This is a genomic window from Nitrospira tepida (genome assembly GCF_947241125.1).
Lineage (GTDB): Bacteria > Nitrospirota > Nitrospiria > Nitrospirales > Nitrospiraceae > Nitrospira_G > Nitrospira_G tepida.
In genome coordinates this window covers 4,614,506-4,633,177 of the sequence record NZ_OX365700.1, presented here as the reverse complement: position 1 = coordinate 4,633,177, position 18,672 = coordinate 4,614,506, and the positions used below count along the sequence as shown (strand labels likewise).

The following is an 18,672-nucleotide window of genomic DNA, read 5'->3' as shown; positions in this document are numbered from 1 at the left end:
CTGCCGCACTGATTCCTGCGGAAGGAGCCCTCCATGCCGACTTCACTGCGCCTCGCGACCTTCAACCTCGAAAATCTCGATGACAAGCCCACGGAGAAACCGGCGCTTGCCGTTCGCCTTCCGTACCTGCGGCAGGCGCTGGTGCGGCTGCGGGCCGACGTGTTGTGCTTGCAGGAAGTGAACGGGCAGGAACCGGCCACCGGCCCCAGAACCTTGGCGGCTCTCGGGACGCTGGTCGCCGGCACTCCCTATGAGTTCTTCCACCTGACCCACACCAAGACTGTCACGGGCGTTCCCTATGATGCGCGCAACCTCGTGGTCCTCAGTCGGTTTCCGATTCTGCAGACGCAGCAGATCCGTTCCACCGAGGGCATGCCGCTCTACCGCAAGGTCACGGCGCAGCCGCTGGAGCTGGAGGCCAAACGCGTGGAATGGGAGCGGCCCCTGCTGGTTGTGCAACTCGACCAGGGCGGAGGCCTGGTCCTGCATGTCATCAACGTGCACCTCAAATCCAAGCTGCCGAGCGATATTCCAGGACAGCAAAAGGACCAATATACCTGGCGAAGCGCGTCCGGATGGGCTGAAGGCTATTTCCTTTCCTCGATGAAGCGGGTGGGGCAGGCCCATTGAGATCCGCCGGGTGATCGACGGCCTCTTTGCTGGGACACCCGAACCCTGGATCGCCTGCTGCGGCGACTTCAATGCGGATTTGGACGATGTGCCGATGATGGCGATTCGAGGGCGGATTGAGGAGACCGGCAATCCCGACCTCTGCCCCAGCGTCATGATTCCCTGCGAACAGAGCATTCCCGAACTGGCCCGCTATTCACTGCTCCACTTGGGGCGAGGGCACATGTTGGACCATATCCTGGTCTCGCGGGCACTTCTCCCTTGGTATCGCGGCACGGAGGTTCACAACGAGATCCTGCCGGACGAGTCCGGGGCCTTCCGAGACGACACCCAGTTTCCCGAGTCGGACCATGCGCCGGTCGTGGCAGATTTTCAGATTCCGTGACGACCGTACTGGTAGTGGACAAAGCGGCCGCCTCTACCTCTGGGACGAAACCGAAGTGTCCGGGGCGCTGGGTGAGGCTCTAAATTGACCGAATCATGCTGGACACCATGGCCTAGCCCACATTATTCATGACGGTTCGTCACGAAACCACTGAGACGCCAAGCGAGACGGGCACGCGGAGCCCCTTGCGGCGGAGGCGTACTTGAAACAGTACGTTGAGGCCGTGAGGGGCGAGCCTGCCCGCCCGCATGCCCCAGAGGCGCATGCGGGCTTGTCGCAGCGGCGTATCGGCGGTTGCAGTAGAAGCGTTCATGAATAATGTGGGCTAGGGAAGTTACCAGGGGGGCCGCGCGAAATCGTGCGATTTCGCGCGGCGGAACCATACATTCCTTCACCCGCTTATCAGGCCCATTCACATTCCCCAACTCCTCCTGGAAACCAAAGTCCGCGAAAAGCGCACGAAAATAGCTGTGGCATCCGTCCGGCCCGGGACTTGCTGAGAGTCGTAAGCAAGGCAAACCGGGAGCACCGACCATGTTGCTTGTTTGTGCCTGGTGTGAGCGGGAAGGGCGGATGGGACTAATTGGGGAAACCAGTCCGTTCGACGACCCACGAACCACTCATGGCATCTGTTGGACGCACGTCAGGACCTACCTGAAGAACTGTGACCACGAGACCGAGCTTGCTTGTCCGCTGGTCCCTGTTGGAGTCGGTGAAGGGCTGACCAGACAGGACACCGAATCCAGGACAGGACGCGAAGACCGCTGGTCTCAGCCGTAGACGGGTTGTCCAACCGAAAAGATACAGTCGTCCATCGGATCAGATACAGTTCTGTGGTCTGGCCGGAGTTCAGACAGACAAGTCATTGAAAACTCTTGGAGTTCTCAATGTACGCCAGGCGGTCTGAAATTTGCTCCATTCGAGAGTGTGGGCGGTACGATGAGGAGATCGTTCACGGGATGATTGAAGCGACAGGATATTGGAGCCTTTTCATGAAGATCGTGTGCGCCTGGTGTCAGAGAGAAGGGAAGCCCGGGTTCATAAGGGAGATCCATCCCACCGTGGATCAGCGGGTGTCCCATGGGATTTGTCAGGCGCATTCGGAGGTCTATCATGCCCGCCTCAGAGCCGGGCTGAAGCGCGTGTATCCGGTCGAGGGGCAACTACGGTCCGACCCTGCCGGCGTCGGATGACCCAACCCAACGGATGACGAGTATCGCAGGTTCCGGTCAACCACTCTCCCATTATCCAAGCTTCCCGCGCAGCAGGCTCAAACCCTGCTCCAGCAAATTGGACTCAGGCACTTTTCCTTCAGGCGTCAGGCTGTCCACCAGGGTCGGGAGCAAGCTCGACAATTGACTGCTGCAGGCCTCCGGGGAGAGCCCTGTGCCGGCGGATAACTGTTGAAGGAGCTGACCGCCCAAGCCCTGCTTGACTTGCTCGGGGCTAATGGGAAGATTGGCGCCCGTGCTCACCCAGGAATTGACGATCTCCGAGAGCCCGCTCTTCTGAAAGGCTTGGATCAGCCCGTTCAAGCCGCCGATGCCGCTGTCCTTCCCCAGCAGTTGCGTCATCACCTGCACGAGTTGATCCGGTTTCCCGTCGCCTTGACCGAGCATGGATGTCGCGGTCTGCGCCAGTTGATCAAACAGTCCCATGGGACCCTCCATACCAAGCTTCGCTAGACCCGGCGGCTCATCGGGCGCAACCCCTCTATGCCAAGCTTCGCTTGAACCGCGGGCTCTTTATCGCTTTTGAGAACATGATGCCCGCGGAGAAACTCCTCCAGTTCGCCTTTCTTCGTTTATACCAAGCTACGCTTGAACCGCCGGCTATTCGTTATTTGTAACTGAACCGGCGGAGAGGCCCCTTAGCACATGGTTCTTAGCACATGGTTCCATTCCTCTGCCTTCAAGAGGACGCCGGAGAAACACCTCACGTGATTGTCCACCCAGTCTCCTTTTCAGTCTTGTGGCCTCGTCGGACTTGCTGGGGCATCTGACTCTATCAAGGTGAGCTGCCTCCTGTCATCGGCCCTTCCAGAGAGGCAAGCCCCAGCGTCGGCGGGCCGATTTTCTCTCCTCCGTCACTACGCAGACAGTATGGAACGGCTTAGGAGAGCGGCCCGCCTCCTCTGAAGCCCAGTAGGCGCCGGCCGCGCGCAGGATGCTGATGAAGGTCCGATAGTCCTTGTCCGCCCCCGCGAGCAGCGCCTCCGCCTGCTCGATCAACAACAGATGGCCGGTTCCGGCTACCCACGAGAGGTCGCAGAGGCATTCTTCCAGCGCGTCCCAGTTTTCGCCGAAGTAATCGGGGAAGGCCAGGGTGACGGCGAGTTCCTTGAGCAGCCCGTCCTTTGTGCGACAGGCGCGGCCGTCCAGCGTCTTGACCGCGAGATCGCCCGGCGGCGTGAGCCGCGCCATCGCGGTCTCATCCGGCTTCAGCACCAGCAGATAGACCCAGGGAGATGTGAGAGACTGCAATCGATGATGTGCCGGCATCAGGTCCTCAGTTCATAGGAATAAAAGTTCGGTAATGGTCGCTTGTGTAGTAGGCCTTGCCGCTGCGCTGATCCACCACAATGCGCTCGGCCCCTCGATTTCTGCCCGGCACGAGCGGATAGATATCGTACTCGCGATATCGGCCCGAAGGGAGGCGCCGCTCACGGTTCATGAATGTCCGGCCTCCGACATAGCCGGGCGGCGGCTTCCCGCTGTTCCGCTGAATCGCCGCCAAGACTTCGTAGGCCGTGGCCGGCACTCCCTCCACGCGCCGGTCGCTTTCAGACTCTGGAGCAACATCGACATGTGTGCCGGTGCCATCCGCGGCGCGATCCAGCGGATCAGCCAGAACGGATCGATCAGCGGGCGAAGCGGCAACCTCAACCGATGTCTGTTGTTCCGAAAGCGGCGGGACAGCGCGCGCGTGATCAACGTCCCATCCGGCGATCAACAGAATCGCCGCCAAGCTCGATCGGAGCAGCGCCGCCCTCGCGAGATAGCTGCGTGGTTCTATCGTCCGCATGGCCGGGAACACCGTAACACTTCTCTGCGAACCGGCACAATAAACCGAGGACGCGCTCCGCCGTGCTTTCATTGCGACCCCCGGACCCCTCTGTTACAATCTCCGCGAACGTCAAGAGCTCTCGCCCGCCCGGCTAGGCCGGCTCTTCAATCTCATGCGAAAAGCCAAAATCGTCTGCACGATCGGTCCGGCGAGCCGCTCGCTCGACAGCCTGCAACAGTTGCTCGACTGCGGAATGGACGTGGCGCGGCTGAACTTCTCGCACGGCACGCTCGACGAACATGCCAAGACCATCGATCTGATCCGGCAGGCGGCCGACCGGCGGGCACGGGCGATCGCCATTCTTCAAGATCTGCAAGGGCCGCGCATCAGGCTGGGCCTGCTGGCTCCGGAGGGGATTCACCTTCAGCCTGGCCAGCGGGTACGGTTAGTGGGCTCGGCCCTGCGCTCCGGCGGGCAACATGGCTATCACGCGGGCCGAACCGTCTCCGAGACGGAGATGCCGGTGACCTATCCCCACCTGAGCCGGGATGTGAAGCCGGGCGCGCGGATTCTCATCGACGACGGGCTGATCGAGCTGCGCGTGGTGACGATTGAAGCGTCCGATGTGCTCTGCACGGTGGTCACGCCGGGGCTGGTGCGCTCCAACAAAGGAATGAATCTTCCGGGCACCGCCATCAGCGCGCCGACGCTCACCGACCGGGATCGGGAGCACATTCGATTCGGGGTGCGGCAAGGCGTAGATTACCTCGCGCTGTCGTTCGTGCGGGGCCCGGCCGATATCGTGGAGGCCCGCAAGCTGCTGAAGGACTGCGGCGGGGATCAGCCGATCATCGCCAAGATCGAACGGGCCGAAGCCGTGGAAAAGCTCGATGCGATCCTGGAGGAGGCGGACGGGGTCATGATCGCCCGAGGCGACCTGGGGGTCGAGATGGGGCCCGAAGTCGTCCCGGTCCTGCAAAAGCGCATCATCAGCCAGGCCAACCGTCGCCGCCGGCTCGTCATCACGGCCACGCAGATGTTGGAGTCGATGACGCGGAGCCCGAGGCCGACCAGGGCCGAGGCCTCGGACGTGGCGAATGCGGTCTTCGACGGGACGGACGCGGTGATGCTCTCGGCCGAAACGGCGATCGGGCACTATCCGGTCGAGGCCGTGCAGGTGATGGATCGTATCGTACAGGCGGCGGAAGTGGAGACCGGGCCGAAGTTCGTGCGACGCGCCCAGCCGGACCAGGGCCGCATGTCCTTTCCCGAAGCCATTTCCACCTCGGCCTCCACGGCCGCCGCGGCGATCGGCGCCGGCGCGATCGTGGTCTTCAGCGAGAAGGGCATGACGGCGCGGCTCATGTCGAAGCAGCGCCCGGCCGCTCCGATCATCGCGTTCACGCCGTTTGAGTCGGTCCGGCAGCGGATGGCGCTCTACTGGGGGGTACTGCCCCACACGATGGCCCAGATCGCGCAAACCGACGAACGCATCACCGAGGCCGAGCGCCGCCTGAAGGCCGAGGGGTTGGCGAAGGCTGGCCAGCGCATCGTGATCCTGTCCGGGACGAGGATCGGATGGCCGGGGGGAACGAATTTGATGAAGCTGCACGAGGTGGGATGAGACGCGCCTGTGGCCGGATCGAGGCTCCAGCGCCGCCGAGGGACCAGATGCTCGTATCCGCCAGGGGGAAGCCTTCGGGAATTCCCTCGCGGACTCCCCACCCGCCAGGCGGGTACCCGGTTCCCGCTTTCCTCCCCGGCGAGTGGACAGGTTCGGCGGCAAGGTCGCCTCATGTCCTGTCGCAGGCTCGACATTTGGAAGACAGGAGGAAACGAATCCTGCGGGCGTGGCAGCTCCTGCTGGCTCTATCGATGTCCTTGTTGATGGTGGCGGAAGTACAAGCGCAGTCGGGCGGCCTCACGCATGATCCAACGGAGATCCTGAAGCGCTATTTCACGCTCGATTCGAAAGGCGCCCGGTTGGAATCCCTCTCGTACGAAACGGTGGCTCCCTATGTGGCCTGGAAGGACGAGCCGGTCTGGGGCCATGCCGTCGTCATCGAGGACTTCAAGGTCATCAACGAAACGAGCCAATGGGAGATCGTGAACAATCTGGAGGTGGTGATCCCGGTGGAGTTCAAGGTGCTCGGCTTGGTGTACTATGAGAAAGCAATTTTCATCCCGGAGCCGGGGCCGGAGGTGGTCCGGGTGCGGGTCAAGGCCGTGCGGAATCGCTGGCGTATCGTCGAGCCCGTGCTGCCGCCGCACATCGGCCACAAGCGGATGATCAACCACGTCCGGCAGGCCTGGCTCGATGAAACGGACTTGGCCAAACGAGAACAATTGGATGCGCTCCGAGAGGCGATCCGGAAGGCCAAATAACCATGCGCGTTCCCGTCAAGCTGTTGATCTTTGACCTCGACGGCACGTTGGTCGAATCCAAGTGGGATATCGCGGACGCCGTCAACCTGACCCTGCGGGATCTCGGCTTGCCCGAACGGCCGCAGGAGGAGATCTTTGGATTCGTCGGGGACGGGGTCAAGCGCCTGCTGCGGCTCGCGGTCGGCGAGATGGACGAGATCCGCTACGCGGAGGCGCTGCGAGTCTTTCGCGTCCATTATCTGGCACATTGCCTGGATCGGACGAGGTTCTATCCCGGCGTCGAGCCCGTGCTGACGCATTTCGCGCGGAAATCGAAGGCGGTCGCGACGAACAAGGCGCTGGAGTACACCAAGGTGATTCTTAAGGGGCTGGGCGACCACCACTTCGATTACATCGTCGGGGGCGACAATGGCTTCGGGCTCAAGCCCGAGCCTGGCATGTTGCTCCACATCCTCGATCAGTTGGGCGTGGACAGGGAGCAGGCCGTCTTGATCGGAGACAGCACCAATGACATCAACGGCGGACACAATGCGGGAATTCGTGTCTGCGCGGTCGGCTACGGCATGGGCAACCGAGAACGGATGCAGGCCTGCCGTCCGGATTGGTTTATCGAACGGCCGGAAGAACTGATGGAGATTTTCGAATGACACAACACTCAAGATGCAGGCTGAGGCTAAGGTCGAGGCAACATGTGAGACGGACAACCGGCCGGATTGTGATCACATGCCTCGGCCTTTTGCTCACCCTTAACCTCAACCTCGACCTTGTTTTTGCCTCGACCGGCCTGATCGACCGCGTGATCGAACATCGGCTGGCGAACGGCCTCACGCTGCTCATGGTCGAGCGGCACCATGCGCCGGTCGTGTCCATCAACGTGACATTCGGCGTCGGCGGCGTCAACGAGCTGACCGGCCAGACCGGCGTGGCGCATCTGTATGAACACATGGCCTTCAAGGGGACGCGCCGCCTCGGGACGACGAACTACGAGCAGGAGCGCCCGTTGTTGGATGAGTTGGACCGTCTGAACGCCGAGCTGGAGCAGGCGCGCCGGGAGGTCGCCGCGCTGAAGGACAAAGGCGCGCCGGAAGAACCGTCGCTGCAGGCGAAGGTGGCCGAGTTGGAAGCGCGCTTTGCGCAGCTTCAAGAGAAGGCCGGGGCCTACGTCGTCGAGAATGAGATCCCGTTGCTCTACCAGCGGCACGGGGGCGTCGGGATGAATGCCTCGACCGGGAAGGATGTCACGCGCTACGTGGTCAGCCTGCCGTCCAACCGCCTGCCCCTCTGGGCCGCGATCGAAGCCGACCGCATGGCCCATCCCGTGATGCGGGAATTCTATAAAGAGCGCGCCGTGGTCATGGAAGAGCGGCGGCTCAGGACCGACGACAGCCCGGCCGGCCTCCTGTACGAGGCCTTTTCGGCCACGGCTTTTCATGCGCATCCCTACCACGCGCCGACCATCGGCTGGGGCTCGGACATTCAAACCCTCACGCCTGCCGTGACGGAGGACTTTTTCAGGCGCTATTATGCGCCGAACAACGCCGTGATCGCGATCGTGGGCGACATCAACCCGCCCGAGGTCATCGACCTGGTGGAGCGGACGTTCGGCAAGATACCACGGGGGCCGGTGCCGCCGTCCGTCGTGACGGTCGAACCGGTTCAGCGGGGCGAGCGGCGGGTGGAGGTGGAGTTCGATGCGGAGCCGGTCGTGCTGATCGGCTATCACAAGCCGGCCATCGGCCATCCCGACGACTATGTGTTCGACGTGATCGAGGCGGTGCTTTCCGACGGCGTCACCTCCCGGCTCTATGAGCGGTTGGTGCGGGAGAAGAAGCTCGCGGTGTCGGTGGACAGCGATACGACGTTCCCCGGCGCGCAGTTTCCGAACCTGTTTGCGATCAGTGCGGTCCCGCGGGCGCCCCATACGACGGCCGAGGTCGAGGCGGCGATCTATGCCGAGTTGGAGCGGCTGAAGACCGAGCTGGTCTCAAAGAGTGAATTGGAGAAGGTGCTCAACAATCTGGATGCCTATCTCCTCCGATCGTTGCGGTCGAGCAGCGGGCTGGCCGGGTCGCTTGCCTATTACCAGACGGTCACGGGCGATTGGCGATACCTCGTGAAGGGGCGGGACCGGATCGCCTCGGTGACCCCGGAGGACATCCAACGGGTGGCGAACACCTACTTCACCAAGAACAATCGCACGGTCGCCACCTTGGTCAAGGTCCCGGCCGCGAACGCGATGGCCAGGACAAAGCCGGTGAAGGAGACGGAGGTCAGACCATGAGCCGCAGGATCGGAAGGCCCATTGACGCAGGACCCCGGCTGCTCGTGCGGATCGTCCTCCTCTTCGGCCTGATGGCCATGCTGCCGTTGAGTCACGCGGCGGGGGAGACCGCCTCGTTGCCCGATCCACGCCAGATGAAGTTCGAGCCGGTGACCTTCACGCCGCCCGATGTCGAACGGTTGGTGCTGGACAACGGCCTGGTCGTGTTTCTGCTGGAGGACCACGAGCTGCCACTCGTGACCGTCTCGGCCATGATGCGGACCGGCTCATGGCTCGATCCCGCCGAGAAGACCGGCCTGGCCGGGTTGACCGGCAACCTGATGCGGACCGGCGGATCCGCCAAGATGTCGGCCAAGCAGGTGGATGAGGAGCTGGAACGGATCGCCGCCGGCATTTCCTTTAGCATCGGGGAGGAATCGGGCTCGGCCACCCTCGATGTGTTGAAGAAGGACCTCCGCACCGGCCTGCGGATCTTTGCGGACCTGCTGCGGACGCCGGCGTTTGAGTCCGAACGGGTCGAGTTGGCGAAGCTGCAAGCGATCGAGGGAATCCGACGCCGGCAGGATCAGCCCGGCTCGATCGCCGCGCGCGAGTTCGCCAAGCTCATGTACGGCCCGACGCATCCCTATGCGCGCGAGAGCACGGTCGAATCGGTGACTAAAATCACGCGTGACGACCTGGCGGAGTTTCATCGGCGGACGATCCATCCCAACGGGTTGATCGTCGGCGTCAGCGGGGATTTCGACAAGCAGGAGCTGCTCGCGCTGCTGCGGGAGACCTTCGGCGATTGGGCGAAGGGGGATGTGCCGACCTTGACCTTGCCGCCGGTTCAGCCGGCATCGACAAACCAATCGAAGATGCTGGTGCACTATGTGGGAAAGGAAACCTCGCAGGCCCACCTGCGGGCCGGCTCGTTGACGATCAAGGAAACCCATCCGGACTATCCGGCGCTCGCCATCGTGAACGATATCCTGGGCGGGTCAGGGTTCCGCAGCCGGTTGTTTAAAGACGTGCGGACCAATCGTGGATTGGCCTATTCCGTCGGCAGCCGGTTGCAGGCCAACGTCTACGAACAGGGGCTCTGGTACATGCGCGCGGAAACCAAATTGGCCTCCGCGCAGGAGGTGATCGGCCGGTTCGTGGATCACGTGGAACGGATGCGCCGGGAGCCCGTGACGGCCGAGGAGTTGGAAGAGGCCAAGGAGTCCTTCGTCAACTCGTTCGTGTTCTCGTTCGCCAGCAGCGCCAGCATCGTCGCCCGGCAGGTGGATCTGGAATATGACGGCCTTCCCAAGGACTGGCTCCAGCAACTTCGCGACAAGGTCGTCAAGCTGACCAAAGAGGATCTGCTCCGCGCCGCGCAGACGCACCTGCATCCCGAGCGGTTGAAAGTCTTGGCCGTGGGATCGCCGGCAGCCCTTTCCAAGGCGCTGGCGGGATTCGGGGACGTGAGGGAGATCAAGCTGCCTCCGGAGGGGTAAATGGGCGGGCCCGCGGGCAGTTCTTCCGGTGCTCGCAGAGCCCGCACGATCGGAAGTGATGGAAGGGCGACTCGTGCCGATCCCTTGCTCCCAGAGCCCGCGCGCTATGAAGCACGCTCGCTCGATGGCCGCAGTGGGACCAGCACGAGTGCCCTTCCGGGAAAAGAAGCAACGAGCAAGCTTTGAGGGATTAATTTGATGGTTGCTCGATGCGCGCAGGGGGAAGACCAGCCCGCGTGTCCCGGAAGAGGAAAGCGAGGAGTTGGGCTAACAGCAGACAAGAGGATATGCAATGGGACAGAATTACACCGCAGTGATCAAGCAAGATGCAGGATGGTGGATCGGCTGGATTGAGGAAGTCCCCGGTGTGAACTGCCAGGAGCAGACGCGAGAAGCGCTGATCGAAAGTTTGCGCCTGACCCTCAAGGAAGGACGGCGAGACCTGATCAGGTGAAGCAAGGTCAAGCGTGACGGGGTAAGCACCTGTCGCATGGCTTCCACGCTGACAAAATAGACCCCCGTTCGCTTGGGCACGGTCTTGCCAGCCTGAAGGGCCTTGAGCGTCGCACGGAACTCCTGCAATCCCTCTTCTAATGGGCGAACTCCCACTTTCAGCCGTTTGATTTTCATGGCTTGCCCCCCTCCGCAATTGCAACCATATCTTGGTGAAGAATCTCATCCTTAAGAGCCCCGTGGACTCTCCCGCCTCTCTTGTGTGAGACTAGATTCCCCTGAGTTCCGGTCTGCGTCCTTTGGCAAGAAGACAATCGACACGAATCCCTTGAGGTGCTTCTCCGCCGGCGACAATCAAGAGAGGCTGCGCCTGAATAGCCGGCGGCTCAAGCATAGCTTGGTATGAATAATAGGGAGAAGAATCCCTTGAGGTGTCTCTCCCGTGGCAAAGTAACGATAAAACTCAAAAGAGCCACGGGTTCAAGCGAAGCTTGGTATGGAGGGATGTCATGGTGACCTATGTCATGCTCCTCAACTGGACGGATCAAGGCATCAAGAACGTCAAGGATTCGCCGAAGCGGCTGGACGCGGTAAAAAAACTCGCGAAGGACATGGGCGGAGAGGTCAAATCCTTCTTCATGACGCTGGGGGCCTACGACCTGGTCCTCATCGTCGAGATGTCGAACAACGACAAGCTGGCGAGTTTTGCGTTGAAGTTGGGCTCGCTCGGCAATGTCCGTTCGACGACGCTGAAGGCCTACTCCGAAGAGGAGTACCGGCGGATCATCGGGAGCCTGAGCTGACGCCACCGCTTCGCCCGTACAAGGATCGTCGTACCATGAGCCTGCACATCACCGTGATCCAAGGCAGCATCTTGGACGCGAATGCCGAGGTCATCGTCAACGCGGCCAACAGCCATGGCTTCATGGGCGGCGGGGTCGCGGGAGTGATCAAACGGGCCGCGGGCATCGAGGTCGAACAGGAGGCCGTGAAGCAGGCGCCGATCGCGGTCGGACGGGCCGTGCTCACGTCCGGCGGCAAGACCCTCTTCAAGGGCATCATCCATGCGCCGACCATGCCGGAGCCGGGCATGCGCATCCCGGCCGAGAACGTCTCGCGTGCGACCAAGGCGGCGCTGGATCTGGCGGACGAAAAGGGGTTCGTCTCGATCGCGATTCCCGGCATGGGCACCGGCGTGGGAGGAGTCGAGCCGGAGGACGCGGCCCGGCACATGATCCGGGCGATCCGGTTGGTGTCCCCGCGATCGCTTCAAAACGTGATCCTGGTCGATATCGATGCGGCGATGGTTGCGGCCTGGCGCAACGAACTTATGCAGCCAGGCAAGAGGCCGGCATATGACGCTTGAAGACGAGTGGTGGGATATTGTCAGCAAGGCCCGGGTCGGCCAGGGCTTGAGCGAGGTGCAGCTCGCGCACAAGAGCGACATCTCCCTAGCCGAATTGCATGCCCTGAAAACCGGCAAGCCCGAGCAACATGTGGAAGAAGTCGGCGCGATTGCGCGGGCCTTGAAGCTGCGCCCGGACCAGCTCAGGCAAATCGCTCTCCAGCAATGGCGCCCGTTGCCCACTCCGCCGCTGATGCAGGTGGAAACCATTCGCGGCGACATCGGCGGATACGAGGTGAAGGGATACATCGTTCACAACGGCGGCGAGGCGGTGCTGATCGATACCGGGTACAATGCGCCGGCGATGTTGGCGTTTCTGGAGCGGCGTCGGTTGAAACTGGTCGGCATCTGTCTCACCCACGGTCATGTGGACCATGCGGGAGGGATTGATCAGATTCTGGCGAAGTGGCCGGTGCCGGTCTATCTGGGGACCGGCGACGAGCCGTTGTTGGAATGGTCTCCGCCCCGAAACCTGCTGGTGACGCCGTTCGACGGCAAGACGATCCGCGTCGGCGACCTGACGATCGAATGTCTGACCACGCCGGGCCATACACCGGGCGGTCTCTGCTACAAACTGACCCATCGAGGCCAGCCGATCTGTTTCGTGGGAGACACGTTGTTTGCCGGCTCGATCGGCCGGTCCAACCCCGCCACCCTCTACGATACCCACCTGGAATCGGTGCGACGGCGCGTGTTAACGTTAGCGACGGAGACGGTGCTGTTTCCCGGACACGGGCCGGCGACGACGGTTCGGGAGGAGCGTGCGCAGAATCCCTTCGCCGGAGGGACGTGATGCGTTGCCATGGAGCCGGAATCGAGACCGGAGCCTCAGGATCCCCTCTCGAACGGGTCACTGTTCCGCGATCCCAATGGCTGGCGGACCATCGAACCGGCCGCTGCCGGTACGGCGGTGGAGGATGACGAAGAGGAAGAGGAGCCTTCGCGAACGAGATTGCTCCTGCCCCTCGGCCTGTTCGCTCTGACGGTCTTCACGACCCTGTGGGCCGGCGCCTACCAAACCAACAGCAATCCGTTTCAAGGACCTTGGCAGTTTCTCAAACAGGACCCGAGCGCCCTGTGGAAAGGGATTCCTTTTGCCGCGACCCTGCTCGGTATTTTAGTAACCCACGAGTTCGGCCACTACCTGTTTTCTCGCATTCATAGGGTTCCCGCGACCCTGCCGCTGTTTATTCCAGGGCCGCCGCATTTCATCGGCACCTTCGGCGCGATCATCCGCATGAAGCCGATCTTGAACCGCAAGGCGCTCTTCGACATCGGCGTGGCCGGCCCGATCGCCGGGTTCCTCGTGGCGCTGGTCATGTTGGCGATCGGACTCAAATGGTCGAAGGTGGTGACGGTCGATGAGACATTTGGCCTGCATCTCGGCGAGCCGCTGCTCCTGCAATTCATGTCGTCCCTCATTATCGGCGACATTCCGCCCCGGGCCGATGTGATCTTGCATCCGGTGGGATTCGCCGCCTGGTTCGGCCTCTTCGTGACCTCGCTCAATTTGATCCCGATCGGGCAACTCGACGGCGGGCACGTCGCCTATGCCCTGTGGGGAAAGAAACAGCGCACGATTGCGATGGTGGCGGTGCCGATCTTGATCGTGCTGGGATTTCAGGGCTGGCCCGGTTGGTTCCTGTGGGTCGGCATGGCGGGGCTGTTGGGGTTATCCCATCCTCCTGTGCTTGATCCGTCGGATGAGCTGGGCGTGACCAGAACCGTCATTGGCTGGCTCGCGCTGGCGATTTTCATCCTCACCTTCGCGCCGGTTCCGTTTTCGGTGCATTGATTGTCACGAGAGGTCGTATGATGGCGAGATTGGAATTAAAGCGTGGCAGAGTAATGTCGGTCGTCCTGCTCGCCGCCGTTCTGTTGAGCGGGACCGACCCAGCCCGGGGCGCCGAGCGGTTCGTGCTGGAGTTCAACGGCGAAGCGGTCCGCGATACGAAAACCGGCCTGATCTGGGAACGGGAACCGGACCGGGAACATGACATCTGGAGCCGCTCTCTCGAACGCTGCGCCACGAAAGAAGTCGGCGGCCAGAAGGGTTGGCGGCCTCCGACGATCGAGGAAATCAAGACCTTGGTCGACCCCGATCAGAACGATCCGTCGCTCCCCCCGGATCATCCATTCATCGGCATTCGTTCGGAGATCTACTGGACCTCCACGCCCCACCCGACGGACGACATCGTGGCCTGGCAGCAGAGTTTTCTTACCGGCCAGGCCGTGACCGATCAGAAATCCGGCATGCGCCGGCTCTGGTGCGTGCTGGGCAAATGATCTCGTAAGTTTGTGGCGACCATCCGCGATATCCTCGCCTGCGCCCTTCGAATCAGCCGCACTCCATGGAAACCTGTCCCTAACTGGCAGATGGTGACAGGCTCCATCGTCCTGGCCTGGTTCTTCTTCTTTCTCAAGGCCGATGAGGACGGATTTCTCTTTCTCGACCATGTCAATCTTGTCTTCCATGAAGCGGGACACGTGATCTTCGGTCTGTTGGGTTCGACGCTGGAACTGTACGGAGGCACCATGGGGCAGCTTGCCATGCCGGCGATCGTGTGGATGGCTGTTTGGCGGCAGCGGGATACGGTGGCCTGTGCAATCGCAGGCGTCTGGTTTTTTGAAAACTTCGTGAACATCGCGAGGTACGTGGCCGATGCACGCGAGCAGGTCCTGCCTCTGGCCGGCGGTGGAGCACATGACTGGGCCGAGATTCTTGCGCGCTGGGGCCTGCTTATGTCCGACCAACTGATTGCACAGCGAGTGGCTCTGGTGGGCTGGGTCGGGATGGTCGCGTCTTGGGGCTGGCTCGGATGGCACTGGTGGTCCCGAAGCAGAAGCGACGACACATCCGTTTCCTGATCGCGATACCTTCCTCTGACGACGCCTCACCCGTTCCACCGGCCATTCTTTCATTCATATACGGCGAGGGGACTGCGCGGGGACGACATATTCTTATGCCGTTTTTATGCGGGTAGCATCCGTATTAACACTGTTCTGACATCTCGCTTGGTAGAGTCATGAGCGAAATGACACGTGGGACCAACAGCTCACTCGGCCAATGGGCGGTCCCACGGGGGAGCATGATGACGTGGATAGCATTGGGTCCACTGCTGGGTATGGCCGGACTGCTGTGGATTCTGCACGTCACGATCTTGGGAGCGGACGATCGGCAGGGCGAACGGAGCCGGCCAAGCCCCGGGAAGACGATATCAGCCAAGAGACTTCAGGGATCACGAGCGGCTTGATCCGGCGATAGGGTGTCAGGAAGGGAGCGGCGACTTACTTACATGGAACGGAGGGTTTTGCAGCTTATTAGGTGGATCATGGTGCTGACGATGTGGATCGTGGTGACGCCGGTCTTGGGTGAGGAAATCCTGGGCCCACTCTCAAACGATCAGCGACGGCAGCAAAACGGCGCCATGGAAGAGCCGTCTAAGCAGGGCGGGTTGCCGCAGCAGGATCTTGCGGTTTCGCCGTTGTGGCACTACGGCGGGTTTGTGGATCTGGGGTATCTCCTGAACTTCAATTATCCGGAGAATCATTTGTTTCGCAATCGCAGCACGACGACGCGGGTCAATGAGCTGGATCTCAATATGGGAGCCGTTTACATCCGCAAGGATGCGACGGTCCAATCCCGCTGGGGGATGGAGCTCTTGGCCCAGGGAGGACAGGATGCGAAGGACTTCGGATTTGGGGTCAACCTGCCCAAGTTGGACCATTCCGATGCGTTGCGGCACTTGGGGCTAGCCAATGTGTCCTATCTGGCTCCGGTCGGAAACGGCTTGGTCCTGCAAGGGGGGATCTTTAACAGTCTTATCGGCTACGAATCACTCTACGCGAAGAATAATTTCAACTACACGCGCGCCTGGATCGCCGACTATTCTCCCTACCTGATGATGGGCGCCAATGCCCAATATTCCTTTAATGATCAATGGGCCGGCGCCGTCTTCGTGATCAATGACTATTTTCACCTGCAGAATGCGAACAGCCTTCCCAGCTACGGCGCGCAGGTGGCGTATAAGCCCACGACGCAATGGACATGGAAGGAAACGGTGTATTACGGGCCTGACCAAGCCGACACATCCGTGGAGTTTTGGCGCCTGTTCGCGGACAGTATTGTCGAATGGAAGGGCGAGGATGCCACGGTTGCCTTGGATTATCAGATAGGGACGCAGAAGAGTGCGACCGCGCCGGGGAATCCCCGGCAATTTTATACGGGCGCTTCGCTGTCCGCCCGATGGCACATTGCCGGGCCGTGGGCGGTCGCCGTCCGTCCGGAAGTCTACTGGGATCGGAACGGCGTTATGACGGGTTTCGAGCAGTTCATTCGGGCGGTCACGACGACCGCGGAATACAAGCTCCCGTATCGATGGATGAACACGATCCTGCGGGTCGAATATCGCTATGACGAGTCCACCGGCGCGGGTGGGGGGTTCTTCAAGGGGAACGAAATTGCGCCGGGTGTCATCGGCCTGACTCCGGCTCAACATATGCTGATCGTCGGGGCGATCTGGACCTTTGATTCGCCGTGAACCGATGCGGCTGGGCGGGGGGGATGTGGTGTCAATAAATTGACGCCGTTTTTACGCCCGATTTGATAGGGTGACACCATCGGCGATTGCCTTTGGAGATGCGGCACATGGACCTTCTTCTGATCGCACTGGCCGTCGGCTTCTTCGTTCTGTCCGGTTGTCTGATCTCGGCGCTGGATCGGCTGTAGGACGCCTCGATGGACATGACGTACCTGCTCGGCCTCCTCCTCTCATTGGGCTTGCTCGTCTATCTGATGGTCGACCTGCTCAAGGCGGAGTGGTTCTGATGACCGCGAACGGGCTGGGTCAGATCGGATTGTTCTTCCTCGTACTGCTGGCGTTGGTCAAGCCGCTCGGCTGGTACATGGCGTTGGTCTATGAGGGCCGACCCTGCGCGGTGGACCGGATACTCGGCCCGGTTGAACGTGGGTTCTATCGGCTGTGTGGCGTGCGTGCCGACGAAGAAATGGATTGGAGAACCTATGCCCTCGCGATGCTGCTCTTCAATGCAGCAGGGCTGTTGGTCCTATATGGATTGCAACGGCTGCAAGGGGTCTTGCCGGTGAATCCCGAGGGCGTGGGAGGCGTGGCCCCTGATCTTGCGTTCAACACCGCGGTCAGCTTTGTCACGAACACGAACTGGCAGGCCTACGGGGGAGAGACGACGCTCAGCTATCTGACACAGATGCTGGGTCTCACCGTGCAGAATTTTGTGTCGGCCGCGACCGGCATGGCGGTGCTCATCGCCTTGATCCGCGGCTTGGCGCGACGCAGCGCGCAGACCATCGGCAATTTTTGGACGGACCTGGTGCGGAGCCTACTCTACATTCTTCTGCCGCTCGCCACGCTGTTCGCGCTCCTCTTGGTGTCCCAAGGTGTCGTGCAGACTATGAATTCGTACCAGACCGTCACGTTGCTGCAACCCGTCAACTCTGCCAAGCCTGTGATGGATGCCTTGGGCCGGCCGGTCCTCGATGACCGGGGCCAACCCCAGACAGAGCCGGCGGTGACAGCCGAACAGATCCTTGCCGTCGGCCCGTCGGCCTCGCAGATCGCGATCAAGCAACTCGGCACCAACGGCGGCGGGTTCTTCAACGTCAACTCGGCCCATCCGTTCGAGAACCCGACCCCGTTGTCGAATGTGTTGGAACTGCTCGGCATTCTGCTGATCCCTGCCGCCCTCTGTTACACCTTCGGGATGATGGTCGGGGAGACGCGACAGGGGTGGGCCTTGCTTTCCGCGATGACCATTCTCTTGCTCTGTTTCATTCCGCTTGGGTTGTGGGCCGAGCAAAGCGGGAACCCGGTCTTCACGGCGCTGGGAATTGACCAGCAGCCCGGGACCGAACAGGCCGGCGGCAACATGGAAGGGAAGGAAACCCGATTCGGGATCGTCAATTCCGTTCTGTGGTCGGCCGCCACCACGGCTGCGTCCAACGGGTCGGTGAACTCGATGCACGATTCCTACACGCCGGTGGGCGGGCTCGTGCCGTTGCTGCTCATGCAATTCGGAGAGGTGGTTTTCGGCGGGGTGGGGTCCGGGCTCTACGGGATGATCGTGTTTGCCCTGATCGCCGTCTTCATCGCGGGCTTGATGGTCGGCCGGACGCCCGAATATCTGGGGAAGAAGATCGAACCCTACGAGATGAAGATGGCCGCTCTGCTCGTGCTGATCATGCCCATCGTGGTGCTCGGATTCACCGCCATCGCGACCGCCACCACGACAGGCCGCTCCTCGATCTTGAACCCCGGCGCGCACGGGTTCAGCGAGATCCTCTACGCGTATACGTCCCAGGGCAATAACAACGGCAGCGCCTTTGCCGGACTCAACGTGAATACGCCCTTCTACAACCTGACCGGCGGCGTGGCGATGTTGATCTCCCGGTTCTGGCTGGCCCTGCCGACGCTGGCTTTGGCCGGCTCCCTGGCGCGAAAGAAGCTCGTGCCCCCGGGCCCCGGCACATTACCGACTCATACCCCGCTGTTTGTGGTGCTCCTGATCGGAGTCGTGATCATGGTCGGCGCCTTGACCTTCCTCCCGGCTCTGGCGCTCGGACCGATCGTCGAGCATCTGGCCATGGCCGCGCGGCCGTGACGCTGCGGAG

20 protein-coding genes and 1 pseudogene are annotated in these 18,672 nt (G+C 61.6%); 18 read left to right on the top strand and 3 right to left on the bottom strand.

Features of this window, described 5'->3' with window-relative positions; translation table 11 throughout:
* Positions 1–33: 33 nt before the first annotated feature.
* The 3 genes from QWI75_RS22015 (at position 34) to QWI75_RS22005 (ending at position 2,208) form a co-directional block, all read left to right on the top strand.
* Entirely contained in the window at positions 34–630 is a 597-nt protein-coding gene (locus QWI75_RS22015; protein ID WP_289271520.1) for an endonuclease/exonuclease/phosphatase family protein, read from the top strand.
* Positions 631–640: 10 nt separating this feature from the next.
* Complete coding sequence (locus QWI75_RS22010; protein ID WP_289271519.1) at positions 641–1,015, top strand: endonuclease/exonuclease/phosphatase family protein; 375 nt, start codon at positions 641–643, stop codon at positions 1,013–1,015.
* 992 nt (positions 1,016–2,007) lie between these two features.
* A complete protein-coding gene (locus QWI75_RS22005; RefSeq protein WP_289271518.1) occupies positions 2,008–2,208 on the top strand; it encodes a hypothetical protein in 201 nt (66 codons plus the stop codon).
* 51 nt (positions 2,209–2,259) lie between these two features.
* Here QWI75_RS22005 and QWI75_RS22000 read toward each other — a convergent pair whose 3' ends face one another.
* From QWI75_RS22000 to QWI75_RS21990, 3 genes are all read right to left on the bottom strand, one after another.
* On the bottom strand, positions 2,260–2,673 hold the full coding sequence (locus tag QWI75_RS22000) for a YidB family protein (protein WP_289271517.1): 414 nt from the start codon (positions 2,671–2,673) through the stop codon (positions 2,260–2,262).
* 369 nt (positions 2,674–3,042) lie between these two features.
* Entirely contained in the window at positions 3,043–3,516 is a 474-nt protein-coding gene (locus QWI75_RS21995; RefSeq protein ID WP_289271516.1) for a barstar family protein, read from the bottom strand.
* Between the two features lie 7 nt (positions 3,517–3,523).
* Positions 3,524–4,039, bottom strand: coding sequence for a guanyl-specific ribonuclease (locus QWI75_RS21990; protein ID WP_289271515.1), 516 nt, complete (start codon positions 4,037–4,039; stop codon positions 3,524–3,526).
* A gap of 154 nt (positions 4,040–4,193) precedes the next feature.
* Here QWI75_RS21990 and pyk point away from each other — a divergent pair, with 154 nt between their 5' ends.
* The 15 genes and pseudogenes from pyk to kdpA all read left to right on the top strand — a co-directional run bounded on the left by pyk (position 4,194) and on the right by kdpA (position 18,662).
* Positions 4,194–5,645 carry a pyruvate kinase gene (gene pyk, locus QWI75_RS21985; RefSeq protein WP_289271514.1) on the top strand — a complete coding sequence of 484 codons (1,452 nt, stop codon included), beginning with the start codon at positions 4,194–4,196 and terminating at the stop codon, positions 5,643–5,645.
* 251 nt (positions 5,646–5,896) lie between these two features.
* Positions 5,897–6,406, top strand: coding sequence for a hypothetical protein (locus tag QWI75_RS21980; protein ID WP_289271513.1), 510 nt, complete (start codon positions 5,897–5,899; stop codon positions 6,404–6,406).
* A 2-nt stretch (positions 6,407–6,408) separates the two neighbouring features.
* Complete coding sequence (locus QWI75_RS21975; RefSeq protein WP_289271512.1) at positions 6,409–7,053, top strand: HAD family hydrolase; 645 nt, start codon at positions 6,409–6,411, stop codon at positions 7,051–7,053.
* Between the two features lie 44 nt (positions 7,054–7,097).
* The gene (locus tag QWI75_RS21970; protein ID WP_289271511.1) at positions 7,098–8,687 is read left to right on the top strand and encodes an insulinase family protein; all 1,590 of its coding nucleotides are present in this window, start codon (positions 7,098–7,100) and stop codon (positions 8,685–8,687) included.
* Positions 8,684–10,168, top strand: coding sequence for a M16 family metallopeptidase (locus tag QWI75_RS21965; protein ID WP_289271510.1), 1,485 nt, complete (start codon positions 8,684–8,686; stop codon positions 10,166–10,168). Before QWI75_RS21970 ends, QWI75_RS21965 begins: the two co-directional genes overlap by 4 nt.
* 292 nt (positions 10,169–10,460) lie before the next feature.
* Positions 10,461–10,598: pseudogene (locus QWI75_RS21960) on the top strand (type II toxin-antitoxin system HicB family antitoxin); the annotation flags it as partial.
* 532 nt (positions 10,599–11,130) lie between these two features.
* Complete coding sequence (locus QWI75_RS21955; protein ID WP_289271508.1) at positions 11,131–11,424, top strand: GYD domain-containing protein; 294 nt, start codon at positions 11,131–11,133, stop codon at positions 11,422–11,424.
* Positions 11,425–11,459: 35 nt separating this feature from the next.
* Positions 11,460–11,987, top strand: a complete 528-nt coding sequence (locus QWI75_RS21950; protein WP_289271507.1) for a macro domain-containing protein — start codon at positions 11,460–11,462, stop codon at positions 11,985–11,987.
* Positions 11,977–12,819, top strand: coding sequence for an MBL fold metallo-hydrolase (locus QWI75_RS21945; RefSeq protein ID WP_289271506.1), 843 nt, complete (start codon positions 11,977–11,979; stop codon positions 12,817–12,819). Before QWI75_RS21950 ends, QWI75_RS21945 begins: the two co-directional genes overlap by 11 nt.
* A gap of 9 nt (positions 12,820–12,828) precedes the next feature.
* A complete protein-coding gene (locus QWI75_RS21940; protein WP_289271505.1) occupies positions 12,829–13,821 on the top strand; it encodes a site-2 protease family protein in 993 nt (330 codons plus the stop codon).
* A 53-nt stretch (positions 13,822–13,874) separates the two neighbouring features.
* The gene (locus QWI75_RS21935; protein WP_289271504.1) at positions 13,875–14,312 is read left to right on the top strand and encodes an Lcl C-terminal domain-containing protein; all 438 of its coding nucleotides are present in this window, start codon (positions 13,875–13,877) and stop codon (positions 14,310–14,312) included.
* A gap of 12 nt (positions 14,313–14,324) precedes the next feature.
* Complete coding sequence (locus QWI75_RS21930; protein ID WP_289271503.1) at positions 14,325–14,894, top strand: hypothetical protein; 570 nt, start codon at positions 14,325–14,327, stop codon at positions 14,892–14,894.
* 464 nt (positions 14,895–15,358) lie between these two features.
* Positions 15,359–16,567: an outer membrane beta-barrel protein gene (locus tag QWI75_RS21925; protein WP_289271502.1), complete on the top strand. Its 1,209-nt coding sequence runs from the start codon at positions 15,359–15,361 to the stop codon at positions 16,565–16,567.
* Positions 16,568–16,764: 197 nt separating this feature from the next.
* A complete protein-coding gene (locus QWI75_RS23020) occupies positions 16,765–16,854 on the top strand; it encodes a potassium-transporting ATPase subunit F (RefSeq protein WP_370693600.1) in 90 nt (29 codons plus the stop codon).
* Complete coding sequence (gene kdpA / locus QWI75_RS21920; RefSeq protein WP_289271501.1) at positions 16,854–18,662, top strand: potassium-transporting ATPase subunit KdpA; 1,809 nt, start codon at positions 16,854–16,856, stop codon at positions 18,660–18,662. The genes QWI75_RS23020 and kdpA overlap by 1 nt, the downstream gene beginning before the upstream one ends.
* Positions 18,663–18,672 lie beyond the last annotated feature (10 nt).